17 protein-coding genes are annotated in these 16487 nt (G+C 41.9%); 8 read left to right on the top strand and 9 right to left on the bottom strand.

The features are described from left to right. A partial coding sequence (locus DP117_RS27880) for a DUF4351 domain-containing protein (RefSeq protein ID WP_169221455.1) occupies positions 1-397 on the top strand: 397 nt, incomplete at its 5' end. Then, a complete protein-coding gene (locus tag DP117_RS37075; protein ID WP_282440329.1) occupies positions 394-528 on the top strand; it encodes a hypothetical protein in 135 nt (44 codons plus the stop codon). The genes DP117_RS27880 and DP117_RS37075, both read left to right, overlap by 4 nt. 55 nt (positions 529-583) lie before the next feature. On the opposite strand, the gene DP117_RS27885 is transcribed toward DP117_RS37075, so the two are convergent. From DP117_RS27885 to aroA, 5 genes are all read right to left on the bottom strand, one after another. Next, on the bottom strand, positions 584-2368 hold the full coding sequence (locus tag DP117_RS27885) for an ABC transporter substrate-binding protein (RefSeq protein WP_169221456.1): 1785 nt from the start codon (positions 2366-2368) through the stop codon (positions 584-586). Positions 2369-2502: 134 nt separating this feature from the next. Continuing rightward, entirely contained in the window at positions 2503-4299 is a 1797-nt protein-coding gene (locus tag DP117_RS27890) for an ABC transporter substrate-binding protein (RefSeq protein WP_169221457.1), read from the bottom strand. A 287-nt stretch (positions 4300-4586) separates the two neighbouring features. Continuing rightward, positions 4587-5849, bottom strand: a complete 1263-nt coding sequence (locus DP117_RS27895) for an RNA-guided endonuclease TnpB family protein (protein WP_169221458.1) — start codon at positions 5847-5849, stop codon at positions 4587-4589. 106 nt (positions 5850-5955) lie between these two features. Beyond that, positions 5956-6411: a hypothetical protein gene (locus DP117_RS27900; RefSeq protein WP_169221459.1), complete on the bottom strand. Its 456-nt coding sequence runs from the start codon at positions 6409-6411 to the stop codon at positions 5956-5958. Between the two features lie 154 nt (positions 6412-6565). Continuing rightward, positions 6566-7918, bottom strand: coding sequence for a 3-phosphoshikimate 1-carboxyvinyltransferase (gene aroA, locus DP117_RS27905; RefSeq protein WP_169221460.1), 1353 nt, complete (start codon positions 7916-7918; stop codon positions 6566-6568). A 129-nt stretch (positions 7919-8047) separates the two neighbouring features. Here aroA and DP117_RS27910 point away from each other — a divergent pair, with 129 nt between their 5' ends. After that, positions 8048-8563, top strand: a complete 516-nt coding sequence (locus tag DP117_RS27910; RefSeq protein WP_169221461.1) for a hypothetical protein — start codon at positions 8048-8050, stop codon at positions 8561-8563. Positions 8564-8648: 85 nt separating this feature from the next. Here DP117_RS27910 and DP117_RS27915 read toward each other — a convergent pair whose 3' ends face one another. Both DP117_RS27915 and DP117_RS27920 read right to left on the bottom strand, forming a co-directional pair. Beyond that, complete coding sequence (locus DP117_RS27915; RefSeq protein ID WP_169221462.1) at positions 8649-9230, bottom strand: thioredoxin family protein; 582 nt, start codon at positions 9228-9230, stop codon at positions 8649-8651. A gap of 157 nt (positions 9231-9387) precedes the next feature. Beyond that, positions 9388-9831 carry a DUF202 domain-containing protein gene (locus DP117_RS27920; RefSeq protein ID WP_169221463.1) on the bottom strand — a complete coding sequence of 148 codons (444 nt, stop codon included), beginning with the start codon at positions 9829-9831 and terminating at the stop codon, positions 9388-9390. A gap of 212 nt (positions 9832-10043) precedes the next feature. Here DP117_RS27920 and DP117_RS27925 point away from each other — a divergent pair, with 212 nt between their 5' ends. Beyond that, positions 10044-11570, top strand: coding sequence for a thymidylate synthase (locus DP117_RS27925; protein ID WP_169221464.1), 1527 nt, complete (start codon positions 10044-10046; stop codon positions 11568-11570). Positions 11571-11611: 41 nt separating this feature from the next. Here DP117_RS27925 and dcd read toward each other — a convergent pair whose 3' ends face one another. After that, positions 11612-12211 (bottom strand): dCTP deaminase, encoded by a 600-nt coding sequence (dcd, locus tag DP117_RS27930; protein WP_169221465.1) that lies wholly within the window; start codon positions 12209-12211, stop codon positions 11612-11614. 72 nt (positions 12212-12283) lie between these two features. Beyond that, the gene (locus DP117_RS27935; RefSeq protein ID WP_169221466.1) at positions 12284-12820 is read right to left on the bottom strand and encodes a P-loop NTPase family protein; all 537 of its coding nucleotides are present in this window, start codon (positions 12818-12820) and stop codon (positions 12284-12286) included. Between the two features lie 533 nt (positions 12821-13353). Here DP117_RS27935 and DP117_RS27940 point away from each other — a divergent pair. The 4 genes from DP117_RS27940 to DP117_RS27955 form a co-directional block, all read left to right on the top strand. Beyond that, the gene (locus tag DP117_RS27940; RefSeq protein WP_169221467.1) at positions 13354-14016 is read left to right on the top strand and encodes a nucleoside monophosphate kinase; all 663 of its coding nucleotides are present in this window, start codon (positions 13354-13356) and stop codon (positions 14014-14016) included. A gap of 255 nt (positions 14017-14271) precedes the next feature. After that, positions 14272-15012 carry a ribonuclease PH gene (rph, locus tag DP117_RS27945; RefSeq protein ID WP_169221468.1) on the top strand — a complete coding sequence of 247 codons (741 nt, stop codon included), beginning with the start codon at positions 14272-14274 and terminating at the stop codon, positions 15010-15012. A gap of 154 nt (positions 15013-15166) precedes the next feature. Beyond that, entirely contained in the window at positions 15167-15898 is a 732-nt protein-coding gene (pgl, locus tag DP117_RS27950) for a 6-phosphogluconolactonase (protein ID WP_169221469.1), read from the top strand. Between the two features lie 154 nt (positions 15899-16052). Beyond that, positions 16053-16487: zinc ribbon domain-containing protein (locus tag DP117_RS27955; RefSeq protein ID WP_169221470.1), on the top strand; the 435-nt coding region annotated here is incomplete at its 3' end.

The following is a 16487-nucleotide window of genomic DNA, read 5'->3' on the forward strand; positions in this document are numbered from 1 at the left end:
TATTCACGTAGCCAGGGGAGTGTCAATAGTGACATTGCAGTTAGATCCAGCGAGGATGCAGTTGATTTCAGGTTTTGTTGATACGTATCTCAACCTTACGGAGTCAGAGGAGCAGGTATTTCAGGCGGAACTTGGTAGGATTTCACCAGAGGAACGGGAGCAGGTTATGCAGATTGTTACCAGTTGGATGCGCACGGGAATTGAGCAAGGGAAACGAGAGGGAGAAGTCTCTATCGTGATGCGGTTACTCAAGCGTAAGGTTGGGGAACTTGAACCGGAGGTTGAGGCGCAAGTTCGGGGATTAGAAGTGGCTCAATTGGAAGAGTTGAGTGAGGCGCTGTTAGATTTCTCAGAGATGGAGGATTTAAGGATTTGGTTGAGAAATTTGGAAGGATGAACAAAAAAGTCACGGCTGTATTTGATGACGATGTTTTACATCCAGCTATTGTCCATCCGAATCTTATTTCACAAAAAGTCATGAAGAGCGATCGCACTTTGTTAATGCGATCGCTTCCCTTCCTTACCTGACTTTGCAAAGCGCGATCGCCACTCATCGAAGTTGGGCGACAACTTTTTTAGTAGTTCATTTTTCCACAGCTTTAAGCTTGGCGATATTCCACAACACGTTTTCATAGTACAAACTAGAGATATCGACATTTTGAATGCGATCGCGCACCGCAGCCATATCCAAGGAACTTGCTAGGTAAATGAAAGGCAAATATTCTTGAGAAATTTGTTGAGTTTCACCATAAATAGCTTTGCGTTTTGCTTCGTCTAATTCCCGCGCACCTTGCACATAAAGACGACCAATTTTTGCTTCCCAATCAGAAACTTCGCGATCAGTAATTGGGGTTTGTCCGGGTAGTGGTTTTTGATTGAAAGGATGGAAGGAACCATCAGGTGACCAAACATTAAAACCGTTATGAGGTTCAATTCCTCCTGTAATACCTCCCAGGTAACATTCCCAATCAAGGCTGTTAGAAAGTTTTTCGCCAAGAGTACCAAAGTCAATTGGTTGGTAGTCAACTTGAATGCCAATTTTGGCTAAGTCTTGTTTAATCTGCGCTCCCATTGCTTCAATAAGCTTACTACCAGTTTGAGACAGCATTGTGAAGCGGACACGATTACCGTCAGTATCAAGCAGTTGGTTGTTGTTGTACTTAAACCCTCCTCCTAACAGTAATTGTTTAGCTTTTTGAGGATTGTAGTCATAAACTTTCAAACCCTCTTTGGGAGAAAGATAGTAAGGGCTTTGTACAGAAATTGGAGAATTTTGCATTTCTCCAATTCCTCGTAATGTATTATTAATCATTGATGGACGGTCAATAGCATATGCTACTGCTTGCCTAAAAGCAACTGTGTTGAACCAACGGGATTTTATAGGAGATACCAGTGGTTTCCCATTTCTTTTACCTTTGTTGAGATTGAAACTAACAAACAGACTGCTAGAGTCAGAACCACCATTGTAGATACTAAAATGACCTCGCTTTTCTTCTCGTTTTAACAAAGCAAAGGTTCCTGGTCCCACAGTAATTGTATCTAACCCTCCGGAGCGAAATTGAATAATAGCCGTGTCAGTGGAATCCACAATTTGCCAAAAAACGCGTTCAATGTAAGGTAATTGATTTCCCTTTTCATCTTTGCGCCAATAATAGGGATTGCGCCGAAATACAACACGCTCATTAGGAGAGTAACTTTCGATAACATAAGGACCGTTAGAAATAATTTCTTTTGGATTTGTGTCCATACCCCATGTAGACAGAAACTTTGGCTTACCTGATGAGTCGTTGGTTTTTACCGATTCAGCTAGTTTGTGTTTGGGTAAAATTGCCGCTCCAGTACTGCGTAGGAAAGGTGCAAAAGGTTCTGGTGTGATAAATTCCACTCGACGTTCATCAAGTTTTTGCACTTTGGGAAAAAGACCTTTTGCTCCTATTTTAAGACTATCTTGGGGATAAGCGGGAATCTTTGGGTTAAAGTAAACGTCATTGTAAGAAAAGACAATATCATCTACTGTTAAAGGATGACCATCAGACCATTTCAACCCTTCTTTAAGGGTAAAAACAATCCGCAGTTTGTCATTAGAAATTGTCCATGATTCAGCTAATGCTGGCTCGATTTTTCCAGATTTATCTTCAGAAATTAATCCTTCATTTATAAAGGGAGCAATATTTGGAAATTCCTGTATTAAGGCATAATTGTATGTTTTAGGATCTGAGCCAGTACGAGCAACAATTTGGGAAACTTGTGCAGCTTCGCTTTTAAACTGACTGGGATTACAACCATTAAGGGCTAGTACTACCAATAGACCCAGTAAAGCGAAAATCCAACTGCGTTGGAAAAGTGGTTTAAAAATGCTAGTGTTCATATTTAATATCTTAATCACTCAATGATACGACTTTTTAAGTAAGTCCACCAAAATAAACTTAACACTTAAGAAACCCGGTTTCTTAAAGAAACCGGGTTTCTGACGCAGCGCATTTTACGTTTAATTATGTCTTCCTACTTATCTGCTACTTTCACTTCGTATATGTTCCAGATGTAGCTATCAGGAGAAGAGTAAACTGGAGCGTATTTCACACCTTGAACAGTATTACGCACCGCCACCAAACCCAACGTATTGAACAGGTGAATAAAAGGTAGATATTCTTGAGCAAGACGTTGCGTTTCTGCATATATAGCTTTGCGCTTCGCTTCGTCAAATTCTTTTACTCCCTGAACGTAGAGGTCATCTATTTTCTTTTCCCAATCAGCATATTCCCATCCCTCTATGGGGGTTTTTCCTTTTTGGGGTTTTTGATTGAAGACGTGGAAGCTACCATCTACAGACCAAACATTATAACCGCTGGCTGGTTCTATACCGCCGGTAATCGCTCCGTAATAAGATTCCCAATCGAGAGTGTTGGAGCGTTTTTCCACGAGTGTACCGAAGTCAAGATACCGTAAATCAACTCTAATGCCCAGTTTACCTAAGTCTTGTTTAATTTTAGGTGTGATTGTGGGTCTACCACCACTAGACGCATCCATTGTGAAGCGCACTCGATTTCCATCTGCATCCAGCAGCTGACCTTTATTATCGTATTTAAATCCTGCTCCTAGTAAAAGTTGTTTGGCTTTTTCGGGATTGTAGTCATAGGTTTTAAGACCTTCTTTGGGAGAAAGATAGTAAGGGCTTTGAACAGAAATCGGTGAGTTTTGCGGTTCACCCAATCCCCGCAGGGTATTGTTGATCATCGCTTGGCGGTCAATACCGTAGGCGATCGCCTGTCTAAAAGCAACATTATTAAACCAGCGAGACTTAATCGGATCGACAAGAGGTTTACCGTTCCGACGACCTTTGTTGAGATTAAAGCAAATAAAATTTGTTCCAGAGTCAGGTCCCCCATTCTGGATAGTAAAGTTTCCCCGCTTTTCTTCGCGCTTAAGCAGTTGAAAGCTTGCAGGACCAATTTCTTGCAAATCTAACCCGCCAGAGCGAAACTGGATCAAGAGTGTTTCAGGCGATTCCACGATTTGCCAGACAATTTTTTCAATGTAAGGCTGTGGGTGACCTTGTGCATCTTTCCGCCAGTAGTAAGGGTTGCGCCGAAATATCAAGCGTTCACTCGGTGAGTAGCTCTCTATTGTATAAGGACCATTCACAACAATTTTCTTGGGGTCTGTGTCTGTTCCCCAAGTGGATAAAAACTCAGGCTGTCCGTCAGAGCGATTTGTTTCTACTGCTTGACGCAAGGCGTGTTCTGGTAGAATACCTAACCCTGCTCCTACGGTTCGCAAAAAAGGGGAAAACAGTTCGGGTAAAGTAAATTCCACTCGGCGGTTATCGAGTTTGCGGACTTTAGGAAAAGCTTTACTTTCACCTATGAGAAGACCATCTTGGTTATTAGTGGGAATCCGCTTGTTCATGTAGACATCATTGAAGGAGAACACGACATCATCGACTGTCAACGGTTCTCCATCCGACCATTTCAACCCCTCTCGCAAAGTAAAGACATACCGCAGCTTGTCCTCGGAAATTTCCCAAGACTCGGCTAAAGCTGGCTCAATTTTCTCAGTGATACCGTTTTGTACAGCTAATCCCTCGTAAATAAAACCAGCAATATTAGGAGACTCTTGAATCAGGGCGTAATTAAAAGTTTTAGGATCGGTTATAGTCCCGACAACCAACTGGGGTACTTGAGCCGCTGTGGTTTTAAACTGACTAGGATTACAGCCATTAAGTGCTAGCACTACCAATAGACCCAGTAAACCCAAAACCCAACTGCGTTGGAAAATTCTTGTAAAAATACCGGACTTCATAAATTCTATTTTATTGTTACCTTTGTCACGTTTATCAATCCTAATATCAATTTTTGAAATTCAAATTCAAGTTACACTTTGTCTGTAGCGCTCTTTGTGCAATTATGAACCTGTTTTAAGATGGTTGCTCTGAGGTTATCAAAAAAACCATGTTGTCGATAAAACTGATGAGCGGTTTCATTATCGGGGTTCATACTCAAAAACATCGAGTTAACACCGACAACACAAGCATCTTCAAGAACTTGACGTGCTCCTCGGCATAAATGCGCGAGGATTCTCAAAAGATGTTATGAGGCACTCTTAAGAGATGCCTCTCCACCTTTCTTCCTGCTTTTTTGACTCTTAACTAAACCGTTACCGGTTCCCGTCAGACCGTCTCCACAGGCATTTTCATCCAGGTTGCGTCCCAGCCCAGAGATCCCCCTATTGCGGATCACTTGTGCAGCTGCCACATCACGATGTGTCGTGTAGCCGCATTCAGGACAGGAGTGAATCCTGTCCTGAAGTTCTTTTCTGCCAGTGTGAGCGTTACACTGTGGGCAAACTTGAGAAGTATAATCTTTGTTCACTTTCTCAAAGAATACACCGCGCTTCCAAGACACCCATTTTAAGATCTCAATAAACTGCCCAAAGCTTGCATCCAGCGTGTGCTTGCCCAGCATTCCTTTTGCCCACACTCTGAAATCAATATCCTCGACGAACATCATTCCAGCGTCGTTGCAAAGTTTATGAGCTAATTTGAAATGCCAGTCTTTACGTGTATCAGAAATACGCTGATGCAATCTTGCAACTCTTTGATTCAATCGGTGCCGATTATTAGATCCTTTGTGCTTATTCTTTAACTTGCGTTGCAGCAATTTAAGCTTGCGGTGCAAGGTTTTCAAAAAGCGAGGACGTTCAATTAAACCACCATCAGAAGTTGCGGCAAATTTATCCAGACCTAAGTCTATTCCGACCGGATGTCCGGTTGGCAGAGGCGAAGGTACGTTAACGTTGCACTCCAGTGTCAGCATCATGAAGTACCCAGAAGCCTTGCGAACTATCCTGGCTTGTTTGACAACAAAACCATCAGGAATTTCACGAGACTTGACAAATTTCAACGATCCTATTTGTGGCAGCTTAATTTGACTACCCTGAATGAATTGAGTTTTACCTAGCTGAGGATAAACAAAAGACCGCATTCTATAACGATTCTTGAAGCGAGGGAAGCCCATTCCCTTGCGCTTCATATCAATGAATGCGGTTTCAAGTTTTCTCAAAACTTGCTGAAGTACTTGAGCATTAACTGTTTTTAGCTCTGGATATTCTTCTTTTGCCAGTGTTAAAGCCTTTGCCTGAACATTGTAGTTCGGGTAAGGCTCGTCCGCTGGGACGATGTATTCAGAGTGCAATGAACAAGCGTTAACTTGACACTTACGAGAGTTGATCCAACTCTTACGTTCATTTAGAGCAAAATTCCAAACCTTGCGACACACGTTTAAGGTATGCTCAATGATTCGGATTTGTTCTTTCGTGGGATTGGTACGGTATTCGTAAGTAAAAGTTAGCACTATTCATCACCTCCTACAAAATTATAGCGTATTTGTAGGTGATAAAGACAAAAGAAACAAAGGGATGAATCCCGCCATCGTCGGATTTCATCCGACGCATTGTCCCCTAAAAATTTAGCCAGCCCTCTAACATTAATAACTCGTTGGCAACACAGTGAAACCGGAAACAGAGCTGGCTAAATTTTTTACGTGTTAGACCCCCGCCCCTCCTTAAAAGGTAGGGGTTCTCATCCTCCCACTTGCAGCCGGGTAAAGCATCTCGCATCGCTTCTGGTGTACGCCAAGAACCTTCAAGTATTGGACCAATTAAATAAGCACAGCTTGAGCCTGGCTCAAATAAAAACCCAGTCGTACCAATTGGCTCACCGTCTTCTGTCATGATCATGTACAAGCAATTCTCCAACGTATTGTTGTATAACTCCAATTCGGCTATCAGTTCCGCACTCTGCTCAATTCGCGGATAACCCAGCCCTTCCTCTTTGACATTGCAGCTGTGTATACATAATTTCGTGATCAAGTTTAAATCCCAACAGGTCGCACGACGAAATAAAAATGATGACATAAAAAAATATATAAAGTTATATGTCAAATTGACTCAGAAAACTGATATTGTATGTAGTTGAGGAATAATTTAACACTGCTGAAGCAGTTATTTACGCCAATAAAGCCTGCCTAGGCAGGCTTTTACGAGAATTGCAAGCGAGAAAAGACTTTGTTTAGCGATCGCCACACACTTGTTGCAGTGTGGTCACAAATGTTGGGTAAGAGACTGCAGCGGCTTCTGCACGATGGATGGTCGTTTGACCAGAAGCTGTAAGAGATGCGATCGCCAAACTCATTGCAATCCGGTGATCAGTATGGCTATCAACATCAGTCCCCGTTAAGGAAGTACCGCCAGTGATTTCCATACCATCCGGTAATTCTGTGACTTGTGCTCCCATTTTATTGAGTTGCTGTGCTGTCACAGCAATGCGATCGCTCTCTTTCACCCTTAACTCAGCAGCGTCGCGAATGATTGTGGTTCCTGAAGCAAAAATCGCCGCCACGGCCAAAATTGGAATTTCATCAATCAACCTGGGGATAATATCACCTGCTATAGTGCAACTTTTCAAACGACTGGAACGCACTCGCAAATCAGCAACTGGTTCTCCAGCAACCTCCCGCTGATTTTCCTGTTGGATATCCGCTCCCATCATCGCCAGAGCTTCTAAAATTCCTGTGCGGGTAGGATTGACTCCAACATTTTCAACAACCAGTTCAGAATCTGGTACAATGACCCCAGCCACTAACCAAAAAGCGGCTGAACTTATATCCCCTGGAACAATCACTGTTTGCCCGTAAAGCTGAGTTGGTCCAGTGATTGTGACGCTATTAGTTTCAGGGTCAGTAACTAAATCTGCCCCAAATGCCCGTAGCATCCGTTCGCTATGATCTCGTGAAAGTGATGGTTCTGTGACAATTGTTTTTCCCTCTGTCGTCAAACCTGCAAGGAGAAGACAGGACTTCACTTGAGCAGAAGCTATGGGGGAATTGTAATGAATGGGTTTGAGGGACTTTCCTTGAACTGCCAGAGGTGCGAGTGTATTGCCTTTTCGTCCCCAAATGTCTGCCCCCATTTGTAGTAATGGTTTAACAACACGAGACATGGGACGCGATCGTAAAGAACTATCACCCGTCACAGTAAAAAAGCGCCCTGCATGAGATGCCAAAAGTCCCAGCATCAGGCGTATCGTTGTTCCAGAGTTACCAGCGTTTAAGACATCAACTGGTTCTTGTAAATTTCCTAAACCGATGCCTTTAACCCTCACCAATTCCGTATTCAAATCAGAAATTTCTGCTCCCATAGCCTGGAAACAGCTTGCTGTGCTACGGGGATCTTCTCCCAAAAGTAAACCTTCAATTTGGGTTTCACCTTCAGCAATAGCACCCAGCATCAAGGCTCTATGGGAGATAGATTTGTCACCCGGTACACGGATGCGACCTTGTAAAGATAAAGAAGCTGGTCGCTGAATAATTAAGTTTTGAGAAGCGTCTTCTCTATTTTCTACGGTTATGACAGAAGCTGACATTAGGATAAACTGACGTTGACTGCGCTAGTATCCTATCGCTTTCTTTGTCCCACCAGCTCTACTAAATACTCATCAATTTTTTGTTGTTACTCATTTCACATTGATTGGCTTTTTGCCCTTATCGCTCCCATGCTTACTCACCATCGCAAGCCCGTGTGTCTATCACTTATTTCCACAGATCTACCAGTTTGGTCTGTTGTCGAAACCGCCGCGACACTCTACCAAAAAGACCGCGATCGATTCCACCTACTTTTATCAGCACCGCCTGTCAAAGACGCTGAAACACCAGAAGACTCACTGTTTACAGAGAATACACTTTCTCAAGAACAAAAAAGCACTCAAGTCCCCAATGGTCCGCGAGTATTATGGCTGGAGATTTCGCCATATAGAGTGATTATGACCATGCAAGGTAACGGTCAGTTGAGTTACCGTCACTTTTGGGAACAAGGAGTTTACGGTATTACTCGGTATTGGTTACCGACAGAATCATTACAACCTAACGAGCCGATTCGCTTACGCAATTTCACCCGCAGCCTAACACTCGACAGACACCCCTTACCAAAACATCTACGAGTGGAGTACGAGTTATGGGCAGGAAAAATTCAACTCGGATCTTACATCCTTAGTTTAGAAGTAAAACATTAAACGTAAATCCTTAAAATCCTCCTTTGCGTTGATTTCTCTTTTGCAAGGGAGGATTTTTGTTCTGTCAGGCGGTAGATGCTGATGTTCAGGTCAAATAATTTGGTTCGTTACCCGGTTTCCACTTAATATTGCAACCAATACTTGGCTGTTGATCACCTGCAACTCGTTCACCCGCCAAGACTGCATCAATAGCTGCGCGTAAATCTGCACCTGTTACAGGTTTACCATTACTGGGGCGGCTATCATCCAATTGTCCTCGATAAACGAGTTGACGTTTGGCATCAAAGAGAAAGAAATCTGGTGTACAAGCTGCTGTGTAAGCTTTTGCAATTTCTTGGCTTTCATCATAGCAAAAAGGAAACTTAAAATTAAGTTCTATCGCCATTGCTTTTAAAAACTCAGGAGCATCATCTGGATAATTCTTAGCATCATTGGCGCTGATGGCAACAATTCCTAAACCATGATTCACATAATCTTTGCCCAACTGAGCCAATTCTACCTTCACGTACTTCACAAAGGGGCAATGCTGGCAAATAAACATCACAAGTAATGCTTTTTTATCAGTAAAAGTAGAAAGTGAAATTGTATGTCCAGACACCACATCCGGTAAATGAAAATCTGGTGCCTGAGTGCCTAGCGGTAACATTGTTGAAGCAGTTAAAGCCATAGTTTTGATTTGTTTTCCTTAAAGGTTAAATTTTCAATTTTTTTCTAAATACCAGTTGTTTGTGCTCAAGAAATCCGGAGCTGAGAAGAACTTTTTACAGTTTACAGTTTGCCTAGATAGTCATGACGTTTCTATCCAATAAAATACTTTTTACCAATTAACGAAAATTGCGTGAAGATGGCTGATTTGGAAGCCGATGATATGAGGAAGGAGGTACCGTGTTTCGTAAAAGGAGTAAAGGAATACTTAGAATTCCAAAAATAATTACCGCTCCAGTCATCACCCACACTGTCACTCTACTAGGTTGATAGTTTCCTTGTTCAATTTGCCAAAAAACTTGGTTATACCGCCAGACTGCTAAAACTAAAGTCATAATACCAAAGATTACCAAACAAATACCCAAATTTTCTGAGGTGAAAAAAGGATGTGGTGATGGTTCCTGTTGCTGTTGAGTCAGTGTAAAATTAAGCTGACGTATAAATAGACCAAATCTAGCAATAGCAAAACCAAAGCCAATCAATGCTATTGAAGTCCGTAGCCAAGCTAGAAAGGTCCGTTCGTTGGCTTGATGCTCCCGTTGACGGTCTATGTTATTTGGCATTTTGCTTGTAATGACTAGTTTTATTCTGTTTTACTCACAAAAGAACATACCGTATTCAGTTCCCATAGATACTCCATCTGATGGATAGGTTTTATAGTATTGGAGCAGAAAATCCAAGTAGCTAAACTTTTTAGAACAATTTGTTCTAGCATCAGGTGTGGTGATATGTTAAACTACTTAAGCTTTTTTTTGCTTTTAGCTTTTCACCAACCATGACAGCAACGGGTAAAGCAACTCAATATCATTACAAAGCACTGCACAAGCCTAACCAACTGATTTATGGTCAAGGTCAGACAGCAGTGATTACAGGGTGGACGGTGAAAAGCACTTTAACAAAGTACTTGCACCCTCACGAGTATGCAGTTATTGGACAACTCTACTCGTCTACACGGGGACTGAATTTGTTGGTTCGCAATTTACTTTTTAATCCCCATGTCCGCTACTTAGTTGTCCTCAACGCGACAAAGGAAGATAAAAACGCAGGTGCGTCTGAGTGCTTGCTAGATTTTTTCCGCAATGGTTTTGAAGAAGGATTGAGCGATACTGGGCGGCGTTGTTGGCTCATTCGCTCACCTTATCCTGGGTATATAGATATTGAAATTGAAGCCAGTGTACTACAAAAACTGCGAGAATCTATAGAGTTTCAAGAAGCGAAATCAATTACAGAAGCTTGTACTTTGGTCAAGTCTTTTGCTCAAAGAGAAGCGATGGAACCTTGGAGTTCACCCTTAGAATTTCCCATGTCCATTGTAGTGCCAACTGTTTTACCAGGACCACGCTATGGACACAGAATTGAGGGAAAAACCATTGCCGAAACTTGGGTGAAAATCATTCATCGTATTAAGACAACGGGAACCATTCGACCAACAGGTTATGATGGACAATGGCAAGAATTGATTGATTTGATGGCAATTGTCACCTCAGAACCAGAAAATTTTTATTTTCCTGAACCGAATTATTTACCAATTGACCGTAGTTTTCTTCAAGAGTATATTTCTCAAATTTTAGATGATGTACCCAAACAAGAAGGGGTCAAATATACATATGGTCAACGCTTGCGCTCCCACTTTAAGAAAGACCAAATTCAGCTTTGTATTGATAAATTAGTAACTGATATTGATTCAGCAAGGGTAGTCATGTCTTTATGGGATGTTAGTCATGATATTCATGACAGTCCGCCTTGTCTAAATCATATTTGGGTCAGAATCGTTAATAATGAACTCTCAATAACTGCGACTTTTCGTAGTAATGATATGTTTTCTGCATGGTGTGCAAATGCTATGGGTTTAAGAGCATTGCAAATGCATGTTAGAAAAGAAATTAACAAAATTGCTGGATATGATATAAAATTAGGACCGCTAATTACTATTAGTCAAAGTGCCCATATATATGATGACTGTTTTGAAAACGCAGACAAAGTTATAAAAACCTATTATCCAAAAATCTGCTCTCAAAGAGATTATAGCGACCCCGCAGGCAGTTTTGTCATTACTGTACAGGATAACAAAATTCTTGTCGAACACATGACTCCTAACTCTGGAGAAGTTGTGAATTGCTATTCAAGCAAGTCTGCAAAACAGCTTTACCAGCAAATAGCAGCAGATTGTCCAGGTTTGCAAGTTGAACACGCTATGTACTTGGGGACGGAGTTGCAAAAAGCAGAACTTGCTTTGTCAATGGAACAAGAGTTAAGTTATGAGCAAGATAAACCTACACGCATCAGCAGTAGGGTGCGTTAGGTTTATAGGCGAGATGATTTTTAATCAGTCATAACTAAAAATTAAACTCTAGCCAGAGTAACCTTTTCTGGCTGATCTTGATATTTACCCTGACGAGCTTCGTAACTGGTAGCGCAAGGTTCACCTTCTAAAAAGAGTAACTGTACTACACCTTCATTGGCGTAAATACGACAGTCAGCGCTGGAAGAATTTGAAAACTCTAAGGTCAGATGACCACGCCATGCAGCCTCAGCAGGAGTTAGATTTGCTATTATACCACATCTTGCATAAGTGCTTTTACCAATACAAATCACTGAAATGTTGTCTGGAACCTCTAATTTCTCTAAAGCAACTCCTAAACCATATGAGTGTGCGGGAAGTATGAAGTAACTACCGCTGACATCTGTATGCAATGGAGTTGCTTCTAGATTGTGAGGATTAAAGTTTTTGGGATCAACAACAGTTCCGGGAATATGGCGGAAAATCCGAAACTCAACTGGAGAAAGTCTAATATCATACCCATAAGACGACAAACCATAGCTAATGACACGTTGCAATGATTTATCTTCACTGATTTTGATTTCTCGAATCAGTTTTGCCTCAAAAGGCGAAATCATTCCCTTGTGAGCTTTTTCAGTAATCCAAATGTCGTTTTTAATCACTATTTTGCTACTAATTCAAACCAAATAACTAGAATAGCGTGAACTTGACATCTCCAAATTCTCCAAAATCACTTACGGTTGACGAGTGCGACGGATTTCAGTGATTTGATCTGCTATCTCTAAAATAGATTTAGGCATTTCTACTCCTGTAAAGATGATATCGACATGAGAAGGCCGTTTTGCCAGAAATCCTAGAACTTCTGTTTCAGCAATTAAGCCAAAGTGAATGGCTAAGCTTAGTTCATCTAATACAACCAGAGAATACTTATCTTCACAGACAACCTTTTGTGTATGTTGCCACAACTTTTGTAAAGATTTCGTTTCGCTTTCGTTCAACTCTGATGTATCAATGCAACGAGGCAAATCGCAGCGAATCCAATCTAATTTTTGTCCCAGTCGGATGGGATTTTCTTGTCCTTGATGAATCCCACCTTTGAGAAACTGTACTATTAACACTGGTGTACCTTGACCAGCAATTCTCAGTGCTTGAGCGATAACGCTAGTGAAAAAGGTACGCTGAGCACTCGTGAAAACTTGTACTATGCCTTCAACGGAGTATGGTAAATTGAGCGTTGAATTTGGGCTAGGGGTTTCTAATTGAACAACCATATAAAATGTTTAAAATGATACTAATAAATTATGAGCTTTTGCTTAGAGTTGTTTTAACAAAACTAGAATGTGTAATCTAGCTGTTTTTGACGATATGTAATGTATTTACTAAGTCGCATTCTTAGTCAAACACTACATTTCTATTGAAGTCAAGAGTTATGGAAACCAAAATGATTGCTTTGTGTTGGAAAATAGTTGTAAAAAGAAACACGTGTTACATAAAAGACAAATCAACGAAAAACAGCGAGGATGGTTGGTTGTGAAAGTCTAATGTTAAGTCTTTTTGATGAGTCGTCATTCGTCAACTCAGGGGAAACCGTATAAATCAAATCCCAGTCGCTAAATTTAGCTCCTTAGTCACCAGTCGTTAACGTAATATACATCAGGGATTTGATTTCAAGGCAAGTACCTAAGGACTTATAACTTTGTGAAGCAGTTTTGTGGAGCTAAAGTTTGTTGTCAGCTTTGGCAAAACAGACGAATAAAATTGTGAATTTGACAAGTGAATTTGACAAAATTAGGAGTGAATAGTTGTGAAATTGGTGATTTTAGGAGGTTCAGGCTCAGGGAAAAGCACTCAAGCACAAGGACTTTGCAGACACTTTAATCTTCCTCTGATTTCGAGTGATGAGATTTTACGAGATGCGATCGCTCTGATTTCCCCAGAGAATTCTCCTCCAAAAAACTCTCTGGCTGAACTTCACTCACCACAAGATGCTGGAGATCTCTTGGGGCACCAGCGCCACTCCGCGAGTGGATTGTTTCCTCTACTCAATCATCTCCCACAGGCATACATGGAAACAGGGGAACTCATCCCGGAAGAAATGATCATTGAATCCATCCAAATTCAGCTAAAAAGACCTGATTTTAACAGCGGTTGGGTGTTGGAGGGTTACCCCCGTACAGCAGAGCAAGCAGAAGAACTGGATTTGTTGTTAGACAATCTAGGGCACAGTTTAGACTGGGCAATTTACTTACAAGTCCCACAAGCGGTTATGGTGAGTCGTTCAATGGGGCGTTCTCTTAGCGATGACCAACCTGAAATTGTACAGCGTCGTGTCGAAATCTTTTATGATCGTACTGTTCCTATTTTAGAGTACTACGACCGTCGTCGCCGTTTGTTAACTATCAACGGAGACCAGTTACCAGAAGTGGTGCAGCAAAATATAGTCGATCTGCTCTCAACCCCCGAATAAAGAATAATGGTTTTTTCATTCGTTGTGGTGACGAATTTGTCAAGAATCAATGATCAATGAACAAGAAACAATAAGCAATTATCAAATTGATAATTGATAATTGATAATTGATAATTGATAATTGATAACTGATAACTGATAACTGATTGGTCATGACGGTGACTGAATGCTTAAGCTGTTCTTTAAAAATACTTAAACCGTAATACTTAAACCATAACCGACTGTATTGTAGATACATATTTTGAGGCAAACCCAATGGCTTGGCAGCGTCCAGACGGTCGGCAACCCTACGAACTACGTCCTATTAGCTTTCAGCAAGGTTTTACCCGCTTTGCGCCTGGTGCGGTTCTTACAAAATGTGGTGAAACTCAAGTCCTTTGTAGTGTCAGCGTTACACAGGGAGTCCCTAAGTTTCTTGAAGGAACTGGCAAGGGTTGGTTAACTGCTGAATATCGAATGTTACCAACAGCCACGCCGCAACGGCAAGAACGAGAATTTATGAAGTTGTCTGGACGAACTCAAGAAATCCAACGTTTGATTGGGCGTTCTTTGAGAGCAGCACTGGATTTAGATGTGCTGGGAGAACGCACGCTGACTATCGATGCGGATGTGTTGCAAGCAGACGCTGGAACGAGGACGACAGCAATTACAGGTGGATTTGTAGCGTTAGCTCATGCAATTTCTAAATTGTTGCAGCAGGGAGTCATAGAGCGATCGCCCATTGTTGGACAAATCGCCGCAATTTCTGTAGGATTGTTGCAAGGTGAGGCATTTTTGGATCTAAACTACACTGAAGATGTCAGTGCTGATGTAGATTTTAATGTCGTGATGAATCAGCACTTAGGGATTATTGAAGTCCAAGGAACTGCTGAGGAGGGTAGTTTTAGTCGTACTCAACTCAATCATCTATTGGATTTTGCAGAAAAAGGAATTCAACAATTGTTAAGTGCCCAACAACAAGCAATTCCAGATTGGAATAAACTCTATCAGGGTTAGGAACGGTTAAGTCATTCATCCCGCCACCAAGCGATCGTCTCTCTACAGTGAGGGACAAGAGCGTGAATTTGTTAAAAGTTTCAAAAAGTCAAAAGGTAAATCGTCAGAATTTCGCTATTGTATTGCTGGAAGTCGCTAGTGTGATGATAAAGCGATGAGCAAAAAAGTTGAAGTTCTTCCAGATCAAGGGGCGCTAATTGCGCGGGCGCTAGAATTGATCTTGTCCAAAGTTGAAACTGCTATCAAACAGCATGGTCAATTTACTATTGCCCTGTCTGGTGGTAGCACACCTAAACCGTTGTACGAAGCAATCTCCACCCAAAAACTGCCTTGGGACAAAATTCACGTATTTTGGGGAGATGAGCGTTACGTTCCATCCAACCATCCAGATAGCAATCAACTGATGGCGCGTCGTGTTTGGTTAGATCGCGTTGACATCCCAGCAGGTAACATTCACCCGATACCCACAGATGAAGCTGATCCTGCAGTTGCAGCAGTTCAGTACGAAAGACATCTGCAAGAATTCTTTCACTCTTCACCCGGAGAGTTTCCTGCTTTGGATGTGAATTTATTGGGAATGGGAGATGATGCTCATACTGCATCTTTGTTTCCTCATACCGAAGCTTTAAAAGTCACAGATAAGCTGATTACGGTAGGGAACAAAGACGGAAATCCTCGCATCACTTTTACATATCCATTCATTAATGCTGCCCGCTGCGTTATGTTTGTTGTAGCTGGTGCGAATAAAAAACCAGCTCTGGCTCAAGTCTTTGCACCAGTAGCTGATGAATTAACTTACCCATCCCGCTTAATTCAACCTCAAGGAGAACTTTGGTGGTTGCTAGATGCAGCCGCAGGAAGTGATCTAAAAAAGGTTGCAGAATAAAGCGAGAAAGATGAAGTATGAAGAATGAAAATTATTAACACTTCATAATACTTCATACTTCAGCCCTCAAACAGACTTGTTAAAATCGGAGCGAGAGTAGCCCCTCTGCTTAAGCGCACTATTTTACGATTGAACTTCAACAAAGGCTTAACTCATGATCGTCTGCCCTAATTGCAGTCACCCAAACCCAGACGGTGCTGTCCAGTGTGAAGCTTGCTACACCCCATTACCAGCTACTACTAATTGTCCCAGTTGTGGGGCAACCGTGCAGGCAGATGCAGCTTTTTGCGGTCAGTGTGGTTATAATCTACGTGCAGCTAATCCCACTGCTGTTAGCGCAACCGTCGCACCTGATATTCCACCAGATGTACCACCTTTGGTTCATCCTGACCCACTTGTACAACCACAACCCATATCGGTCAGTAGCGCTAACTACACATCTTCTAATTCCGCACCCATACCACCAACAGCGGTTGCATATCCGGATGCATTTGTAGAGACAACACAAAGCAGCGCGCCGCCACCAACTGTTGTGACTCCACCCCCAGCACCGGAACCACCCCCAACACCAACTCCACCCCCAGCAGCC

Origin of the sequence: Brasilonema sp. UFV-L1, assembly GCF_012912105.1 — a bacterium.
Lineage (GTDB): Bacteria > Cyanobacteriota > Cyanobacteriia > Cyanobacteriales > Nostocaceae > Brasilonema.

What these genes read in the sequence shown, in the direction of transcription:
- DP117_RS37075 (WP_282440329.1), top strand. Translation starts at nt 394, where the DNA reads ATGAACAAAAAAGTCACGGCTGTATTTGATGACGATGTTTTACATCCA.
- DP117_RS27885 (WP_169221456.1), bottom strand. Translation starts at nt 2,368, where the DNA reads ATGAACACTAGCATTTTTAAACCACTTTTCCAACGCAGTTGGATTTTC.
- DP117_RS27890 (WP_169221457.1), bottom strand. Translation starts at nt 4,299, where the DNA reads ATGAAGTCCGGTATTTTTACAAGAATTTTCCAACGCAGTTGGGTTTTG.
- DP117_RS27900 (WP_169221459.1), bottom strand. Translation starts at nt 6,411, where the DNA reads ATGTCATCATTTTTATTTCGTCGTGCGACCTGTTGGGATTTAAACTTG.
- aroA (WP_169221460.1), bottom strand. Translation starts at nt 7,918, where the DNA reads ATGTCAGCTTCTGTCATAACCGTAGAAAATAGAGAAGACGCTTCTCAA.
- DP117_RS27910 (WP_169221461.1), top strand. Translation starts at nt 8,048, where the DNA reads ATGCTTACTCACCATCGCAAGCCCGTGTGTCTATCACTTATTTCCACA.
- DP117_RS27915 (WP_169221462.1), bottom strand. Translation starts at nt 9,230, where the DNA reads ATGGCTTTAACTGCTTCAACAATGTTACCGCTAGGCACTCAGGCACCA.
- DP117_RS27920 (WP_169221463.1), bottom strand. Translation starts at nt 9,831, where the DNA reads ATGCCAAATAACATAGACCGTCAACGGGAGCATCAAGCCAACGAACGG.
- DP117_RS27925 (WP_169221464.1), top strand. Translation starts at nt 10,044, where the DNA reads ATGACAGCAACGGGTAAAGCAACTCAATATCATTACAAAGCACTGCAC.
- DP117_RS27935 (WP_169221466.1), bottom strand. Translation starts at nt 12,820, where the DNA reads ATGGTTGTTCAATTAGAAACCCCTAGCCCAAATTCAACGCTCAATTTA.
- rph (WP_169221468.1), top strand. Translation starts at nt 14,272, where the DNA reads ATGGCTTGGCAGCGTCCAGACGGTCGGCAACCCTACGAACTACGTCCT.
- pgl (WP_169221469.1), top strand. Translation starts at nt 15,167, where the DNA reads ATGAGCAAAAAAGTTGAAGTTCTTCCAGATCAAGGGGCGCTAATTGCG.